We start from the raw sequence: 14,265 nt of genomic DNA, 5'->3' as shown, positions 1-14,265 counted from the left end.
GTTCGGGCTCCTCCGGGCGGCGCTCCCGCTCACGAACGGATCAGATCGAGCAGCCACCCGGCGACTGTCCGGGTCAGACCCGTGACCACGCCCAGGAGCAGGGCCCGTGCCAGCGTCCTGCGTTCGGCACACGAGACCCTGCCGCCGGACGCGTGCTCGTCGGACACGTCGTCGCGGGACCTGTGGCTGCGGGACATGCGGTCAGTCGACATGGTTCCTCCAGGAGAGGCGTTCGCGGTCCGGCTCGGAACGACCGGTCGGGATCGAGCCTGGGGGACCGCGCGGGTGCGTCACCTGAGTTGCGACGAGTGCCGGTGGGACCGGACGTTCGCGCCGGTCGGCCACGCGGGAGCGACCCGGTGCGAGAGCATGGTGCGATGAGTGGCGACGGGGAGGGCGCGCCCAGGAGGCGGCCTCGGCGGCTGGAACGCGCACAGGTGGGGCCGGGCCCGCTGAGCGATCTGAAGGACCTGCTCTACCGGGTGTACCTGGCGGCGGGTGCTCCGACGCTGGACGAGATCGTCGAGGACATCGCGATCGACGACTCCCTGACCGGCGCACCCGGGCGGGACACGGTCCGACGCTGCTTGAGTTCACCCGAGGCACCGCCCAACCAGGCCGATGCGGTCGCCGTGGCCGTCGTCCTCGGTCGCCGCGCCTCCTGGGACGGGGACGAACTGGCCACCAGGATCGGCGCGCTGTGGGTCGAGGCGCACCTGGACGAGCAACCCGGGAAGCCGCTCTGCGCGGTGACCGACCCGTTCGCGCTGGAGGTGCACCGGGCGATCGACCTCGCCCCGCTGCGTGGCGGCACCGCGCTGCCAGGACTTCCGGCCTACGTCGAACGCGCCCACGACGAGCGGCTGTACACCGTCGTGATGGATGCCGCAGCGGGCAACAGCCGTCTCGTGACGCTGGTGGGCGAGTCGTCCACGGGCAAGACGCGGGCGTGCTGGGAAGCCCTGCGCGCCCTGCCCGCCGGATGGCGCCTGTGGCACCCGATCGACCCCACGCGTCCTGGGGCAGCCCTCGCCGAACTGGCTCGGCTGGGGCCCCGCACGGTGGTCTGGCTCAACGAGGCTCAGCACTACCTCCTCACCCCCGCCACCGACCTCGGTGAACGAGTGGCCGCCGGCCTGCGGAGCCTGCTCCGTGACCCGCGCCGCGGGCCGGTCCTGGTTCTGGGCACGATGTGGCCGGAGTACTGGACGAGGCTCACCACCCGGCCGCCCGCACGGACCGGCGAAGACCTCCATGCCCAGGCCCGCGAGCTGCTGACCGGCCACGACCTCAGGGTCCCGGCGGCCTTCAGCGGGCCGGACCTGCGGTCTGCGGCCCGGCACGCCCGGCTCGACCCGCGTCTGAAGTACGCTGTGGAGCACGCGGAGCAGGGGCAGATCACCCAGTTCCTGGCCGGCGCCCCCGCGTTGTTGGAGCGGTACCGCACGGCACCCGCCGCCGCGCGGGCCCTGATCGAGGCCGCGATGGACGCCCGGCGCCTCGGTCACGGCCTCGCCCTGCCCCGGAAACTGCTCGAAGCCGGTGCCGAGGGCTATCTCACCGACGACCAGTGGGACCTGCTCGGCGACGACTGGCTGGCGGTGGCCCTCGCCGATGTCACCAGCCCCTTGCGCGGCACGCGTGGACCTCTTGCCCGCATGCGTCCCCGGGACGGGCGGAGCCTGCCGCCAGACCCCTGTTTCCGGCTCGCGGACTACCTCGACCAGCACGGCCGCAGGCATCGGCGGACCGCCCCCGTCCCGGTAGCGCTCTGGAACGCCCTCGCCGCTCACGCCGCCCCGGGCGACCGGCTCAAGCCGGCGCGGGAGGCGCGCGACAGAGGGCTGCTCCGTATCGCCGCCCGGCTGTACGAAGCGGTCGGTGATGCCGATGCCCTGCTGGATCTGGCCGGCTTGCTGGACGAGGCCGGGCGGATGGACGAGGCCCTCGACTGCTGTCGGCGGGCGGCGGACAGCGGTGGGCTACGCGCTGTCCGGGCCGCTGCGGAGATGCTGCACGACAACGGACGTACGAGTGAAGCCCTCTCCTGGTACAGGCGCGCGGCCGAAGCCGGTGACAAGCACGCGGTGGGCGCGGTTGCGGAGTTGTTGGAGGAAGCAGGGTGCCCTCAGGAGGCGATCGCCTGGTACCGGCGGGCTGCCGGCACCGGTGACGGCAACTCCGTGCGGGCGGTGGCCGACCTGCTGGACCGAGCGGGACGGGCCGACGAGGCGATTGCTTGGCTGAGGCCCGTTGCGGAGGGCGGAGACAGCCAGGCCTGGCGTCTCATGGCGCGGTTCCTGGCCAGGGCGGGCCGAACCCAGGAGGCTGCCGACGCCTACCGGCGCGCCGTCGCCCTCGGCGACCCGTATGCGGCACGGGAAGCGGCTCGCATGCCGGCGTCGCCGGTGGGAGCGGACGAGGTTGTCCGGGACCGACAGGGCGGCGACCGCGCCAGGCCTGGGACGGCCGTGCCGGCAGCCGGGGACGGCATGGAAGGCGCACTCGCCCCGCTGCGCGCCGGCGCCGATCAGGGCGACCCGCAGGCCATGCGGCAGCTGGGTGAGGCACTCCGGGAGGTCGAGCGCCGCGGTGAGGCTCTCGAATGGCTCCGGCGTGCCGCAGAAGCCGGCTGTACGGACGCCTTCCGGCCGCACGCGGAGCTGCTGGCGGAGGTTGGTCGAACCGACGAAGCGCTGGACTGGTACCAGCGCGCCGCCGATGGCGGAGACAGCGGCGCGGTGTGGGCGGTGGCCCGACTGCTGAACGCGGCCGGACACGTGGAAGAGGCGCTGCACTGGTACCGGCGCGCTGTCGAGGCGGTCACTGACGACGACCTGTGGATCGCCTCGGGCGCACCGGGTGAGCATGCACCGCTGGACGAGGTCCTGGCGAGGCTCGGGGCACGGGCGGCCGAAGGTGACGGCGAGGCCGTGCGGGTCGCCGCGGCCAGGCTGAGGGAGGCCGGCCGGGTGCGCGAAGCGATCGACTGGTACCAGCGGGCCGCCGAGGCCGGTCTCGACCGGGCAAGGGAGACCGCTGCCGAGCTACTGGCCGAACTGGGCGACGTCGACGAAGCGCTCGACCTGCTTCAGGAGGACGCCGACGCTGGTGATGTCGACGCACGGTGGGCGCTGGCGAGCATGCTGCGGGAGGCGGGACGCACGGATGCAGCCCTGGACGAGTACCGGCGGGCCGCGGCGGCGGGCAGCGAGGACGCCCTCTGGTCCCTCACCGCTCTGCTGTGTGCGGAGGGCCGGGCAGCCGAGGCTCACGAACAGCTGCGTTCCGTCCGGTACGAGTCCGTTCCGTTGTCCCGCGCCGAGTTGGCGGACACGGTGGCCGGGATGCTGGAGGAGGCCGACCGGACGGACGAGGCGATCAGCTGGTACCAGCAGGCCGCCGACGCGGGAAGCCGTCCTTCCCAGGAGCGCGCCGTCGAGTTGCTCGGTGAGGCCGGCCGGACGGACGAGGCGGTCGGCTGGCTGCGGCGCCGGGCGGATGCCGGGGACACGGAGACGGCGCGGACCGTGGCCGAGGTCCTGGCCGGGGCGGGCCGGATCGACGAGGCGATCACCTGGTACCGGCGCGCGGCCGAGCAGGGCGACCCCTGTGCGGCCCGCGAGGCCGCGGACATGCTCGCGCGGGCCGGCCGGTCCGAGGACGCCCTCGACCTGCTGCGGGACCTCGCGCACGCCGCCGGGGACGCCAATTGCTGGTGGAAGGGCGCCGGAGTGCTCCTGGACCTCGGCCGAGTCGACGAGGCCGTGAACTGGTACCAACGGGCCGCCGACTGCGGCTACCCCCTTGCCCTGCCACGGGCGGTCCAGCTGCTGCACACCGCCGGCCGGGTGGACGAGAGCCTGCGGCTGCGCCGGTTCGGCTGGGAACCGGACGGCTCGATCGCCGGGCCCTGGCAGGTGCGCGCCGTGGAGGAGGCATCCGAGCGGAGCGCTGCTGTGGCAGGTCACGTCCGGCGGCTCGTCCGGGACCCGGTCACCTACTGATCTGCGCCCGCAACCACTCCTCCACCTCACCCACATGCGCGGCCGCCGCCGCTCGCGCCGCCTCCGGGTCGCGGGCGGCCAGGGCGCGGTGGATGGCGGCGTGTTCGCGACGGGTCCGGGTGAAGGCGCCCTCCTCCTGGTAGCCGCGCCACACGCGGGCGCGGAAGGTGCGGGAGGACAGGCCCTCCAGGATGGCGGCCATCGTGTCGTTGCCCGCGGCGGCCGCGATCTCGCGGTGGAAGGCCAGGTCGTGGGCGAGGATCTCCTCGGGGTCGTCGGTGGCGTTCATCGCCGCCAGGTGTCTCTCCACCTCGGCGAGCCGGTCGTCGGTGATGCGGGCCGCGGCGAGTGCGGTCGCCGTGGATTCGAGGATGCGGCGCACCTCCAGGAGTTCCACCAGTCGTGGGCCCCGGGACAGGTCCGCGACCACGCCGAAGGTCTCCAGCAGGTCGCCGGCCTCCAGTGCGGTGACGTAGATGCCGGAGCCGTGCCGGGCCTCCAGGACACCCATGACCGTCAGCGCGCGGATCGCCTCGCGCATCGAGCTGCGGGAGATGCCCAGCCGGGCCGCCAGGTCGCGTTCGGTGGGCAGGCGCTCGCCCGGCTCCAGGCGGCCCTCGGCGATCATCGCCTTGAGCTGCTCGATGGCGCGCTCGGTCACCGTGCCCTTCGGTGGGGCTTCCTCGTCCACGCCGCTCCTCCCGTCGCTGGGTGCGTCGCAGTCTAGCCAGGACAGTGGTCCGACCACTACGGAGCAGAGAGCGGAAAATATGGCGCCAGAGGGTGTTCTGGCGCTCAAGTGGTCTGATAAGTATCCAGGCATCTGCTCGAACACCCTCGACGAGGAGCCGCGAGATGCCCGTCAGAACAGCGCGGAAGCAGAACAGGTCACGGATCACCGGCGTGGCGGCCCTGGCCGCCTGCGCCTCGCTGCTGCTCACCGCGTGCGGCAGCACCGAGGACACCGGCGCGTCCGGCGCGGGAGGCGGAGGCGGCTCCGGCCGGGTCGGGGTGATCCTGCCCCTGCTGACCTCGCCGTTCTGGCAGTCGTACAACGACTACGTGCCGAAGATGGCGAAGTCCGAGGGTGTCGACGCGCTGAAGACGGTCAACTCCAACAGCGATCCCTCACAGCAGATCACCGACATCAACAACGAGTTGAACCAGGGTGTGAAGGGGCTGGTGGTCGCGCCCCTGGACAGTGCCGCCATCCAGGCCGGGCTCGACCAGGCCGAACGCAAGGGCGTGCCGGTCGTCGCCGTGGACGTCGCGCCCGACAAGGGCAAGGTCGCCATGGTGGTGCGCGCCGACAACGTCGCCTACGGCGAGAAGGCCTGCGACTACCTCGGGCAGCACGTCACCAGCGGCAAGGTCGTGCAGATCATGGGCGATCTCGCCTCGGTCAACGGCCGCGACCGCTCCGAGGCCTTCCGGGCCTGTGTGAAGAAGAAGTACCCGAAGCTGAAGGTGCTGGAGATTCCCGCCAAGTGGGAGTCCGACACCGCGGCCGCCAAGCTGGACACGCTCCTCAATGCCAACCCCGACATCAAGGGCATCTACCTGCAGGCCGGTGGCGTGGACCTCGCGCCGACCCTGCAGACCCTGAAGTCGAAGAACATGCTGAAGACGGCCGGCCGGACGGGCCACATCGTCATCGTCTCCAACGACGGCATCCCGCAGGAGTTCGACGCCATCCGCGGGGGCCGGATCGACGCCACCGTCTCCCAGCCCGCCGACGCCTACGCCCGGTACGGCATGTACTACATCAAGGCGGCGATGGCGGGGAAGACGTTCGAGCCCGGTCCCACCGACCACGGCTCGACCATCGTGAGGCTGCCCAGCGGCATCCTCGAGGACCAGCTGCCCGCGCCCCTGGTCACCAAGGAGAACGTCGACGACCCCAAGCTCTGGGGCAACACGGTCAAATGAGCGCACCTCTCGTCGAAGCCGCGGACATCGTCAAGCGGTACGGCCCCACGGTCGCCCTCGCCGACGGCCGGCTCACCGTCCACCCCGGTGAGTCCCACGCCCTCGTCGGCCGCAACGGCGCGGGCAAGTCCACGCTCGTCAACGTCCTCACCGGACTCCAGGCCCCGGACGAGGGCACCGTACGCTTCGACGGCGAGCCCGCACCCGCGCTCGCCGACCGGGACGCCTGGCGCCGCAAGGTCGCCTGCGTGTACCAGAAGCCCACGCTCGTGCCGCAACTGACAGTCGCCGAAAACCTCTTCATGGCGGAGATCCACGCCGCCAAGTCGACCATGCTGAGCTCCAGGGGCGGCCGGGGGTCCGGGGGTGGTCCCCCGGACGGGCACAGCATCAACCGGCAGCCGCTGCAGCGGGGCTTCATCGGCTGGCGCCGGCTCAGGCATGCGGCCGCCGACCTGCTCGCCACCTGGGACGTGCACGTCGACCCCGAGGTCCGCACCGCCGACCTCAGGGTCGAGGACCGGCAAATGGTGGAGATCGCCCGGGCGTTGAGCTTCGGCGCGCGGTTCATCGTCCTGGACGAGCCGACCGCCCAGCTCGACAACCGGGAGATCGAGCGGCTGTTCAGCCGGATGCGCGCCCTGCAGGACTCCGGGGTCACCTTCCTGTTCATCTCGCACCATCTCCAGGAGGTGTACGAGGTCTGCCAGACGGTGACCGTCCTGCGCGACGCCCGCTGGATCACGACCGCCCCCGTGGCCGAACTGCCGCGCGCTGCACTGGTGGAGGCCATGGCCGGGGAGGCCGTCGTCGAGCGGGTGGCGACCGTGCGGGACACGGTGGCCGACGACGCGCCGGCCGCCCTGGAAGTGCGCGGGCTGACGTCGGAGTCGTACCAGGACATCGACCTCACCGTCCGGCACGGCGAGGTCGTCGGACTCGCCGGCTCCAGCGGCAGCGGGAAGACCGAGCTGGCCGAGTCCCTCGCCGGACTGCACACCCCGACCGGCGGCACGGCCCGGCTCGACGGCAGGCGACTCCCCTTCGGCGACGTCCGGGCCGCGCTCGGGGCCGGTGTCGGCTGCGTGCCCCGGGACCGGCACGAACAGGGACTCGTGACCGGGATGAGCATCGGCGACAACGCGACCCTGAGCGTCCTCGGCCGCCTGGGCCGCCACGGCTTCGTCGGCACCCGGCACAGACGCGCTGTCGCCACCGACCTGATCGAACGCCTCGACATCCACGCCGAGGGCCCCGACCAGCCGGTCTCCGACCTCTCCGGCGGCAACGCCCAGAAGGTCGTCATGGCCCGCGCCCTGGCCTCCGACCCGCGGCTGCTCGTCCTGATCAACCCGACCGCGGGTGTCGACGTGAAGTCCAAGGAGTCCCTGCTGGCCCGGATGGACAGTGCCCGCGAGGACGGCACCGCAGTGCTCGTCGTCTCCGACGAACTCGACGACCTGCGACGCTGCGACCGCGTCCTCGTCCTCTTCCACGGCCGGATCGTCGCCGAGCATCCGGCGGGCTGGCACGACCACGAGCTGATCGCCTCCATCGAAGGAGTGGACCATGGCTGACACCAAGGCCCCGCCGCTCACGCCCGTCAAGGTCCAGGGCCCCCGCTCGGCCAAGGCCGTCCTGCTCCGTCGGGCCCGCGAACTCGCCCTGGTACCCGCCCTGTTGCTGCTGATGGTGCTGGGCGCGTTCGTCAACGACTCCTTCCTCACCGAGCGCAACATCATCTCGATCCTCGGCGCCTCCGCGGCCCTCGCCATGGTGGTGCTCGCCGAGTCGCTCGTCCTGATCACCGGCAAGTTCGACCTGTCGCTCGAATCGGTGGTCGGCATCGCCCCCGCCGTGGGCGCCCTGCTCGTCCTGCCCCCGGCCCAGTCCGGCTGGGGCACCGAGTGGCCCACCGCGCTCGCCCTGGTCGCGGTCCTCGTCGTCGGCGCGGCGATCGGCGCCCTCAACGGCATCCTCGTGGTGAAGTTCCGGCTCAACGCCTTCATCGTCACCCTGGCGATGCTGATCATCCTGCGCGGGCTGCTGGTGGGTGCCACCAAGGGCAGGACGCTGTTCGGGATGCCCGACGCGTTCTTCACCCTCGCCACCACGACCTTCCTGCGCGTCCCGCTGTCCGTGTGGCTCGCGGCGCTCGCCTTCGCGGTCACCGGGCTCCTCCTGCGCTACCACCGCGTCGGCCGGGCCCTGTACGCCATCGGCGGCAACACGGACGCGGCCCGCGCGGCCGGTATCCGGGTCGAGCGCGTGATGCTCGGGGTGTTCGTCGTCGCCGGCGCCCTCGCCTCCGTCGGCGGCCTCCTGCAGACCGGATACGTCGGCGCGATCAGTGCCAACCAGGGCAACAACATGATCTTCACCGTGTTCGCGGCGGCCGTGATCGGCGGCATCAGCCTCGACGGCGGCAAGGGCACCATGGCCGGCGCCCTCACCGGCGTCCTCCTGCTGGGCGTCGTACAGAACCTGCTGACCCTCGCGCAGGTGCCTTCGTTCTGGATCCAGGCCATCTACGGCGGGATCATCCTCGTCGCCCTCATGATCGCCCGCGTGACGACGGGCCGGGCCCAGGACTGACCCCGCCCCGACCGTCCCCCGACCGAAAGGACTTCAGTGTCCGAGGCCCCCGCCCGCATCACCGCGGTCGACACCCACGACATCCGTTTCCCCACCTCGCGCGAGCTGGACGGCTCCGACGCGATGAACCCGGACCCCGACTACTCGGCGGCCTACGTCGTCCTGCGCACGGACGCCGCCGACGGGCACGAGGGGCACGGGTTCACCTTCACCATCGGGCGGGGCAACGACGTCCAGGTCGCCGCGATCGACGCGCTGCGGGGCCATGTGCTCGGCCGCCCGGTCGAGCAGGTCTGTGCCGACCCCGGCTCGCTCTTCCGGGACCTGATCGCCGACAGCCAGCTGCGCTGGCTCGGCCCCGAGAAGGGCGTGATGCACATGGCGATCGGGGCCGTCGTCAACGCCGTCTGGGACCTCGCCGCCCGCCGGGCCGGCAAGCCCCTGTGGCAGCTGCTCGCCGACGCCGAACCGGAGTGGCTGATCAGCCAGATCGACTTCCGCTACATCACCGACGCACTCACCGCCGAGGAGGCCCTCGGCCTGCTCAGACGCGGCAGCCAGGGCGCCTGCGACCGCCGGGCCCGGCTGCTGGAGCGCGGCTACCCCGCCTACACGACCTCTCCCGGCTGGCTCGGCTACGACGACGACAAGCTCACCCGGCTCGCGGCCCGGGCCGTCGCCGACGGCTTCCGGCAGATCAAGCTCAAGGTGGGCGCCGATCTGGCGGACGACGTACGGCGCTGCCGGGTCGCCCGCGCCGTCGTCGGACCGGACGTGCGCCTGGCCGTCGACGCCAACCAGCGCTGGAACGTGGACGAGGCGATCGCCTGGACCAACGCGCTCGCCGAGTTCGACCCGTACTGGATCGAGGAGCCCACCAGCCCCGACGACGTCCTCGGCCACGCGGCGATCCGCCGCGCGGTGACACCTGTCAAGGTCGCCACCGGCGAACACGTCCACAACCGCATCGTGTTCAAGCAGATGCTCCAGGCCGGCGCCCTCGACATCGTGCAGATCGACGCGGCCCGCGTCGGCGGGGTCAACGAGAACCTCGCGATCCTGCTGCTCGCCGCCAAGTTCGGCGTCCCCGTCTGCCCGCACGCCGGCGGGGTCGGCCTGTGCGAACTCGTCCAGCACCTCTCGATGTTCGACTACCTGGCGGTCTCCGGCACCACCGAGGACCGGGTCATCGAGTACGTCGACCACCTCCACGAGCACTTCCGCGCCCCCGTGGTGATCCGTGACGGCCACTACACGGCCCCCACCACGCCCGGTTTCTCGGCGGCCATGCGCCCCGAGTCCATCGCGCGGTACACCTACCCCGGCGGCACCTTCTGGGCCGCCGACCCCGACACGCAGAAGGGACGGGCGGCATGAGCGACTTCGCGGGTCTCAGAGCCCTGGTCACCGGCGGTGCCTCCGGGATCGGCCGGGCCACGGCCCATCTCCTCGCCGGACGCGGTGCCCAGGTCGCCGTGCTCGACCTGGACACGTCCTCGGTGGACAAGCCCCTCCTCGCCCACCGGGCGGACGTCAGCGACGACACCTCGGTGCGTACCGCCGTCCAGCAGGCCGCCGAGGCCCTCGGCGGCCTCGACGTCCTGGTCAACAACGCCGGCATCGGCGCCCGGGGCACCGTCGAGGACAACGACGACGAGGAGTGGCGGCGGGTCTTCGACGTCAACGTCCTCGGCATGGTCCGCACCGCCCGCGCCGCCCTCCCGCACCTGCGCCGCTCCCGGCACGCGGCGATCGTCAACACCTGCTCCGTCGCCGCCACCGCGGGCCTGCCGCAGCGCGCCCTCTACAGCGCCACCAAAGGCGCCGTGTACTCCCTGACCCTGGCCATGGCCGCCGACCACGTCCGCGAGGGCATCCGCGTCAACTGCGTCAACCCCGGTACCGCGGACACCCCATGGGTCGGCCGACTGCTCGACGCGGCCCCCGACCCCGCTGCCGAGCGCGCGGCCCTGGAGGCCCGCCAGCCCACCGGACGGCTCGTCTCGGCGGCCGAGGTCGCGGGCGCCATCGCCTACTTGGCCAGCCCCCTGTCCGGCGCCACCACCGGCACCGCCCTCGCCGTCGACGGCGGTATGCAGGGCCTCAGGCTGCGCCCGGCGGGCCGGTGAACCGCCTGGGCCGCAGCCGGGTCGAGGTCACTCCGCTGGGCTTCGGCGCCGCCGGCATCGGCAACCTGTACACCCCGATGGACGACGAGCAGGCGTACGAGGCCGTACGGGCCGCCTGGGAGCGGGGCATCCGGTACTTCGACACCGCGCCCCACTACGGCCTCGGCCGGTCCGAACGGCGCCTGGGCGCGGCCCTGCGGGCGTACGACCGCGCCGCCTACACGGTCTCCACGAAGGTCGGCCGCCGCCTGGAACCCGCCGACGGCACGGGAGACGACCTGGCGAACGGCTTCGCCGTCCCCGCCGACCACCGCCGCGTCCGGGACTTCGGCGCCGACGGCATCCGCCGCACCCTGGAGGCGAGCCTGGACCGGCTCGGCCTCGACCGGGTGGACGTCGTCTACCTCCACGACCCCGACGACCACGCCGAGCAGGCCTTCCGTGAGGGCTATCCCGCCCTGGAGAAGCTCCGCTCGGAGGGTGTCGTGGGCGCGATCGGCGCGGGCATGAACCAGGCGGAGATGCTCACCCGGTTCGTCCGTGACACGGACGTGGACGTGGTGCTCTGCGCGGGCCGGTACACCCTGCTCGACCGGAGCGCGGCGGCCGAGCTGCTGCCCGAGGCCGCGTCGCGAGGGGTGTCGGTCGTCATCGGCGGCGCCTTCAACTCGGGCCTGCTGGCGGATCCGACCCCCGAGTCGACGTACAACTACACCCGGGCACCGCAGGAGATGCTGGACCGCGCCCTGCGCCTGAAGGCGGTCGCCGGCCGGCACGGCATCAGCCTGCGCGCCGCCGCCCTGGCCTTCTGCGCCGCGCACCCGGCCGTCGCGAGCGTCCTGGCCGGAGCCCGCTCCGCGGCCGAAGCGCACGACTGCGCCGAGCAGTTCGCCACGCCTGTGCCGTCCGCCTTCTGGCAGGAACTGCGTGACACCGGTCTGCTGCCGCCCGAGGAGCCGTCATGAGAGTCGCCCTGCACACGAAGGTCCGCACCGACCGCATCGCCGACTACGAGGCAGCCCACCGAGAGGTCCCGAAGGAACTCACCGACGCCATCCGGGCCGCCGGAGCCACCTCCTGGACCATCTGGCGCAGCAACACCGATCTCTTCCACGTCCTGGAGTGCGAGGACTACGGCCGGCTCCTGGCCGCACTCGAAGAGCTGCCGGTCAACGTCGCCTGGCAGGCCCGGATGGCCGAGCTGCTCGACGTCGTGCACGACTACTCGCAGGGCGGTGCGGAAGCCGGGCTGCCCGTCGTCTGGGAGCTGCCGTGACCGTCGACGCCCACCACCACGTCTGGGACCTCTCGGTCCGCGACCAGGACTGGATCCGAGGTCCCGAACTCCAGCCGCTGAGAAGGAACTTCACCCTCGCCGACCTGGAACCGGAGGCACGGGCGGCCGGAGTGGACCGCACCGTGCTGGTCCAGACGGTCACCGTCCCCGAGGAGACCCCCGAGCTGCTGGCCCTGGCGGCCGGACACGACCTCGTCGCGGGCGTGGTCGGCTGGGCCGACCTCACCCGCCCCGACCTCGCCGACGAACTGGCCCGCCTGCGCGAACTCCCCGGCGGTGCCTACCTGAAGGGCATCCGCCACCAGGTGCAGGGCGAACCGGACCCGCAGTGGCTCCTGCGGGCCGACGTTCGGCGCGGCCTGGCCGCCGTGGCCGACGCGGGCCTGGTCTACGACCTCGTGGTCCTGCCCCGTCAGCTCCCGGCCTGCGCCGATGCGGCCGCGTACCTGCCTCAACTCGTCTTCGTCCTGGACCACTTGGGAAAGCCGCCCATCGCCTCCGGTGAACTCGAGCCCTGGGCCACGGCCGTGCGCGCCCTGGCCGGCCTCCCCAACACCGTCGCCAAACTCTCCGGTCTGGTCACGGAGGCCGACCCCGCCTCCTGGGCGACCGACGACCTGCGGCCGTACGCGGAGACCGCTCTGGAGGCCTTCGGCCCCGACCGGCTCATGTCCGGTTCCGACTGGCCGGTGTGCACGCTGGCCGCCACCTACACGCAAGTCCACGACATCACGGGGGAGCTGACGTCAGGTCTCGGCGCGGCCGAGCGGACCGCCCTGTACGAGGGCACCGCCGGCCGGGTCTACGACCTCTGAGCCGTCCGGGCCAGCCGCGTCGGCGGCAGCCAGTCCCGGACGTACACCCGCTCCCAGCACGCTCCTGTCTCCCGCAGCTCCTGCCAGGTGGTGTAGCGGTAGCGGAAGAGGCGGGCGCGGACGAAGCGGGGCGGGGTGTCCGGCGGGAAGGGCGAGCGGCGCAGGAGCCTCAGGGTGTCGCGGTCGTTCTCCAGCAGCCGCTCCACCAGGCCGCCGAACCAGTCGCCGGCGTAGGCGGGGGACAGCGCGGCGAACCACATCAGCCAGTCCAGGCGCAGATGGTAGGGCGCGAACTGGCGTGGCCAGTGCCGGGGATCGCCGGGTTTCCCCCTGAACTCGTACTCCCGCCACTCCGAGTCCTCCCGCGGCATGTCGTCCAGCGTGCCCTCGACCACCACCTCGTGGCGGATCCGGCTGACGCTGCCGAACGCGCCGTAGGTGTTCACCAGGTGCAGAGGGTCGAAGGAGCGGTTCATGACCTGGCGCCGGGAGATCATGTTCGTCACCGGGTGGTAGCTCAGGAAGACCAGCAGAGCCGCGACCGCCAGCACCACGATCTCGTACCAGAGCGGTGCCGCGGACACGGACGGTGCCGTAGCGGGCAGCCGCAGCGCCGACAGCGCCACCACGATGGTGATCCAGTTCAGCCAGGAGAAGTTGCCCGACAGCACCAGCCACAGCTGGGTGACGATCATCAGCGCGGCCGCGGCCGAGGCGATCGGCTGCGGGGTGAACAGCAGCACGGGCACGACCAGCTGGGTGAAGTGGTTCGCGGCGACCTCCACCCGGTGCAGCGGTTTCGGCAGGTGATGGAAGAACCAGCTCAGCGGGCCCGGCATCGGCTGCGTCTCGTGGTGGTAGTACAGGCACGTCAGCTCGCGCCAGCACGCGTCGCCCCGGAGCTTGATCAGTCCGGCGCCGAACTCGACCCGGAACAGGATCCAGCGCAGCAGGAACAGGACGACGACCGGCGGCGCGACCTCGTCGTTGCCCAGGAAGGCGGCCAGGAAACCGACCTCCAGCAGCAGCGACTCCCAGCCGAACGCGTACCACGTCTGCCCCACGTTGACGATCGACAGGTACAGCGCCCACGGCACCAGCCACAGCAGGATGCCGCTCCACAGCGGCAGCAGCGAGTCCGCGCCGGCCAGCAGGGCCGCCGACACCGCGCAGCCCGCCCAGGCGCACGTCGCGAAGAAGCGGTCCGAATAGTGCAGCTGGAACAGGCTCGGGGCGCGTCTGAAGGGGATGCGCGCCGTGTAGCGGGGGATCGGCAGCATGCCGCGCTCGCCGAGCAGGGCCCGGAACTGCAGGGCGGCCACCAGGAACGCGACGAGGTAGAGGCCGGCCAGGGCCCGCTGGAAGACCAGCCGGCTCAGCCAGTACTCGGGTGCGGTGAACCAGTCCACGGCGGTGCGCTCCTGCCTCCATTGTGGCCGCCGCGACGACGGTGTCCCGGCGGTGCTCGTCACTCCAGGTACCGCGTGTCCTCG

The 14,265-nt window shown here is 72.3% G+C and carries 12 protein-coding genes; 9 read left to right on the top strand and 3 right to left on the bottom strand.

The genetic code is table 11. From position 1 onward, the window contains the following. Window positions 1–29: 29 nt before the first annotated feature. Window positions 30–212, bottom strand: coding sequence for a hypothetical protein (locus FB157_RS07325; protein WP_145877177.1), 183 nt, complete (start codon window positions 210–212; stop codon window positions 30–32). A 165-nt stretch (window positions 213–377) separates the two neighbouring features. On the opposite strand from FB157_RS07325, the gene FB157_RS07320 reads away from it, so the two are divergent. Then, a complete protein-coding gene (locus FB157_RS07320) occupies window positions 378–4,007 on the top strand; it encodes a tetratricopeptide repeat protein (RefSeq protein ID WP_145877175.1) in 3,630 nt (1,209 codons plus the stop codon). On the opposite strand, the gene FB157_RS07315 is transcribed toward FB157_RS07320, so the two are convergent. Continuing rightward, the gene (locus FB157_RS07315; RefSeq protein ID WP_145877173.1) at window positions 3,997–4,698 is read right to left on the bottom strand and encodes a FadR/GntR family transcriptional regulator; all 702 of its coding nucleotides are present in this window, start codon (window positions 4,696–4,698) and stop codon (window positions 3,997–3,999) included. The two genes, FB157_RS07320 and FB157_RS07315, sit on opposite strands and share 11 nt — an antisense overlap. 164 nt (window positions 4,699–4,862) lie before the next feature. On the opposite strand from FB157_RS07315, the gene FB157_RS07310 reads away from it, so the two are divergent. The 8 genes from FB157_RS07310 to FB157_RS07275 are packed head-to-tail and all read left to right on the top strand — an operon-like array spanning window position 4,863 to window position 12,772. Then, window positions 4,863–5,936, top strand: coding sequence for a sugar ABC transporter substrate-binding protein (locus tag FB157_RS07310; RefSeq protein ID WP_145877171.1), 1,074 nt, complete (start codon window positions 4,863–4,865; stop codon window positions 5,934–5,936). Next, window positions 5,933–7,513 carry a sugar ABC transporter ATP-binding protein gene (locus tag FB157_RS07305; RefSeq protein ID WP_145877169.1) on the top strand — a complete coding sequence of 527 codons (1,581 nt, stop codon included), beginning with the start codon at window positions 5,933–5,935 and terminating at the stop codon, window positions 7,511–7,513. The genes FB157_RS07310 and FB157_RS07305 overlap by 4 nt, the downstream gene beginning before the upstream one ends. Next, window positions 7,506–8,531 carry an ABC transporter permease gene (locus FB157_RS07300; protein WP_145877167.1) on the top strand — a complete coding sequence of 342 codons (1,026 nt, stop codon included), beginning with the start codon at window positions 7,506–7,508 and terminating at the stop codon, window positions 8,529–8,531. The genes FB157_RS07305 and FB157_RS07300 overlap by 8 nt, the downstream gene beginning before the upstream one ends. 36 nt (window positions 8,532–8,567) lie before the next feature. Continuing rightward, window positions 8,568–9,908 carry an L-fuconate dehydratase gene (locus FB157_RS07295; protein WP_145877165.1) on the top strand — a complete coding sequence of 447 codons (1,341 nt, stop codon included), beginning with the start codon at window positions 8,568–8,570 and terminating at the stop codon, window positions 9,906–9,908. After that, a complete protein-coding gene (locus FB157_RS07290; RefSeq protein WP_145877163.1) occupies window positions 9,905–10,660 on the top strand; it encodes an SDR family NAD(P)-dependent oxidoreductase in 756 nt (251 codons plus the stop codon). The genes FB157_RS07295 and FB157_RS07290 overlap by 4 nt, the downstream gene beginning before the upstream one ends. Next, window positions 10,657–11,625 (top strand): aldo/keto reductase, encoded by a 969-nt coding sequence (locus tag FB157_RS07285; protein WP_145877161.1) that lies wholly within the window; start codon window positions 10,657–10,659, stop codon window positions 11,623–11,625. The genes FB157_RS07290 and FB157_RS07285 overlap by 4 nt, the downstream gene beginning before the upstream one ends. Continuing rightward, complete coding sequence (locus FB157_RS07280; RefSeq protein ID WP_145877160.1) at window positions 11,622–11,936, top strand: L-rhamnose mutarotase; 315 nt, start codon at window positions 11,622–11,624, stop codon at window positions 11,934–11,936. Before FB157_RS07285 ends, FB157_RS07280 begins: the two co-directional genes overlap by 4 nt. Further along, window positions 11,933–12,772 (top strand): amidohydrolase, encoded by an 840-nt coding sequence (locus tag FB157_RS07275; RefSeq protein ID WP_145877158.1) that lies wholly within the window; start codon window positions 11,933–11,935, stop codon window positions 12,770–12,772. Before FB157_RS07280 ends, FB157_RS07275 begins: the two co-directional genes overlap by 4 nt. On the opposite strand, the gene FB157_RS07270 is transcribed toward FB157_RS07275, so the two are convergent. Beyond that, window positions 12,760–14,181, bottom strand: a complete 1,422-nt coding sequence (locus FB157_RS07270) for a lipase maturation factor family protein (RefSeq protein WP_145877156.1) — start codon at window positions 14,179–14,181, stop codon at window positions 12,760–12,762. The two genes, FB157_RS07275 and FB157_RS07270, sit on opposite strands and share 13 nt — an antisense overlap. Window positions 14,182–14,265 lie beyond the last annotated feature (84 nt).

The sequence above is a fragment of the Streptomyces sp. BK340 genome (assembly GCF_007827595.1).
Classification (GTDB): domain Bacteria; phylum Actinomycetota; class Actinomycetes; order Streptomycetales; family Streptomycetaceae; genus Streptomyces.
The sequence above is the reverse complement of the archived record's forward strand: the minus strand, read 5'-3'. Positions and strand labels throughout refer to the sequence as shown.

Excerpts from the sequence above, each read along its gene's own strand:
- FB157_RS07310 (WP_145877171.1), top strand. The coding sequence starts at position 4,863 with ATGCCCGTCAGAACAGCGCGGAAGCAGAACAGGTCACGGATCACCGGC.
- FB157_RS07280 (WP_145877160.1), top strand. The coding sequence starts at position 11,622 with ATGAGAGTCGCCCTGCACACGAAGGTCCGCACCGACCGCATCGCCGAC.
- FB157_RS07290 (WP_145877163.1), top strand. The coding sequence starts at position 9,905 with ATGAGCGACTTCGCGGGTCTCAGAGCCCTGGTCACCGGCGGTGCCTCC.
- FB157_RS07300 (WP_145877167.1), top strand. The coding sequence starts at position 7,506 with ATGGCTGACACCAAGGCCCCGCCGCTCACGCCCGTCAAGGTCCAGGGC.
- FB157_RS07325 (WP_145877177.1), bottom strand. The coding sequence starts at position 212 with ATGTCGACTGACCGCATGTCCCGCAGCCACAGGTCCCGCGACGACGTG.
- FB157_RS07320 (WP_145877175.1), top strand. The coding sequence starts at position 378 with ATGAGTGGCGACGGGGAGGGCGCGCCCAGGAGGCGGCCTCGGCGGCTG.
- FB157_RS07305 (WP_145877169.1), top strand. The coding sequence starts at position 5,933 with ATGAGCGCACCTCTCGTCGAAGCCGCGGACATCGTCAAGCGGTACGGC.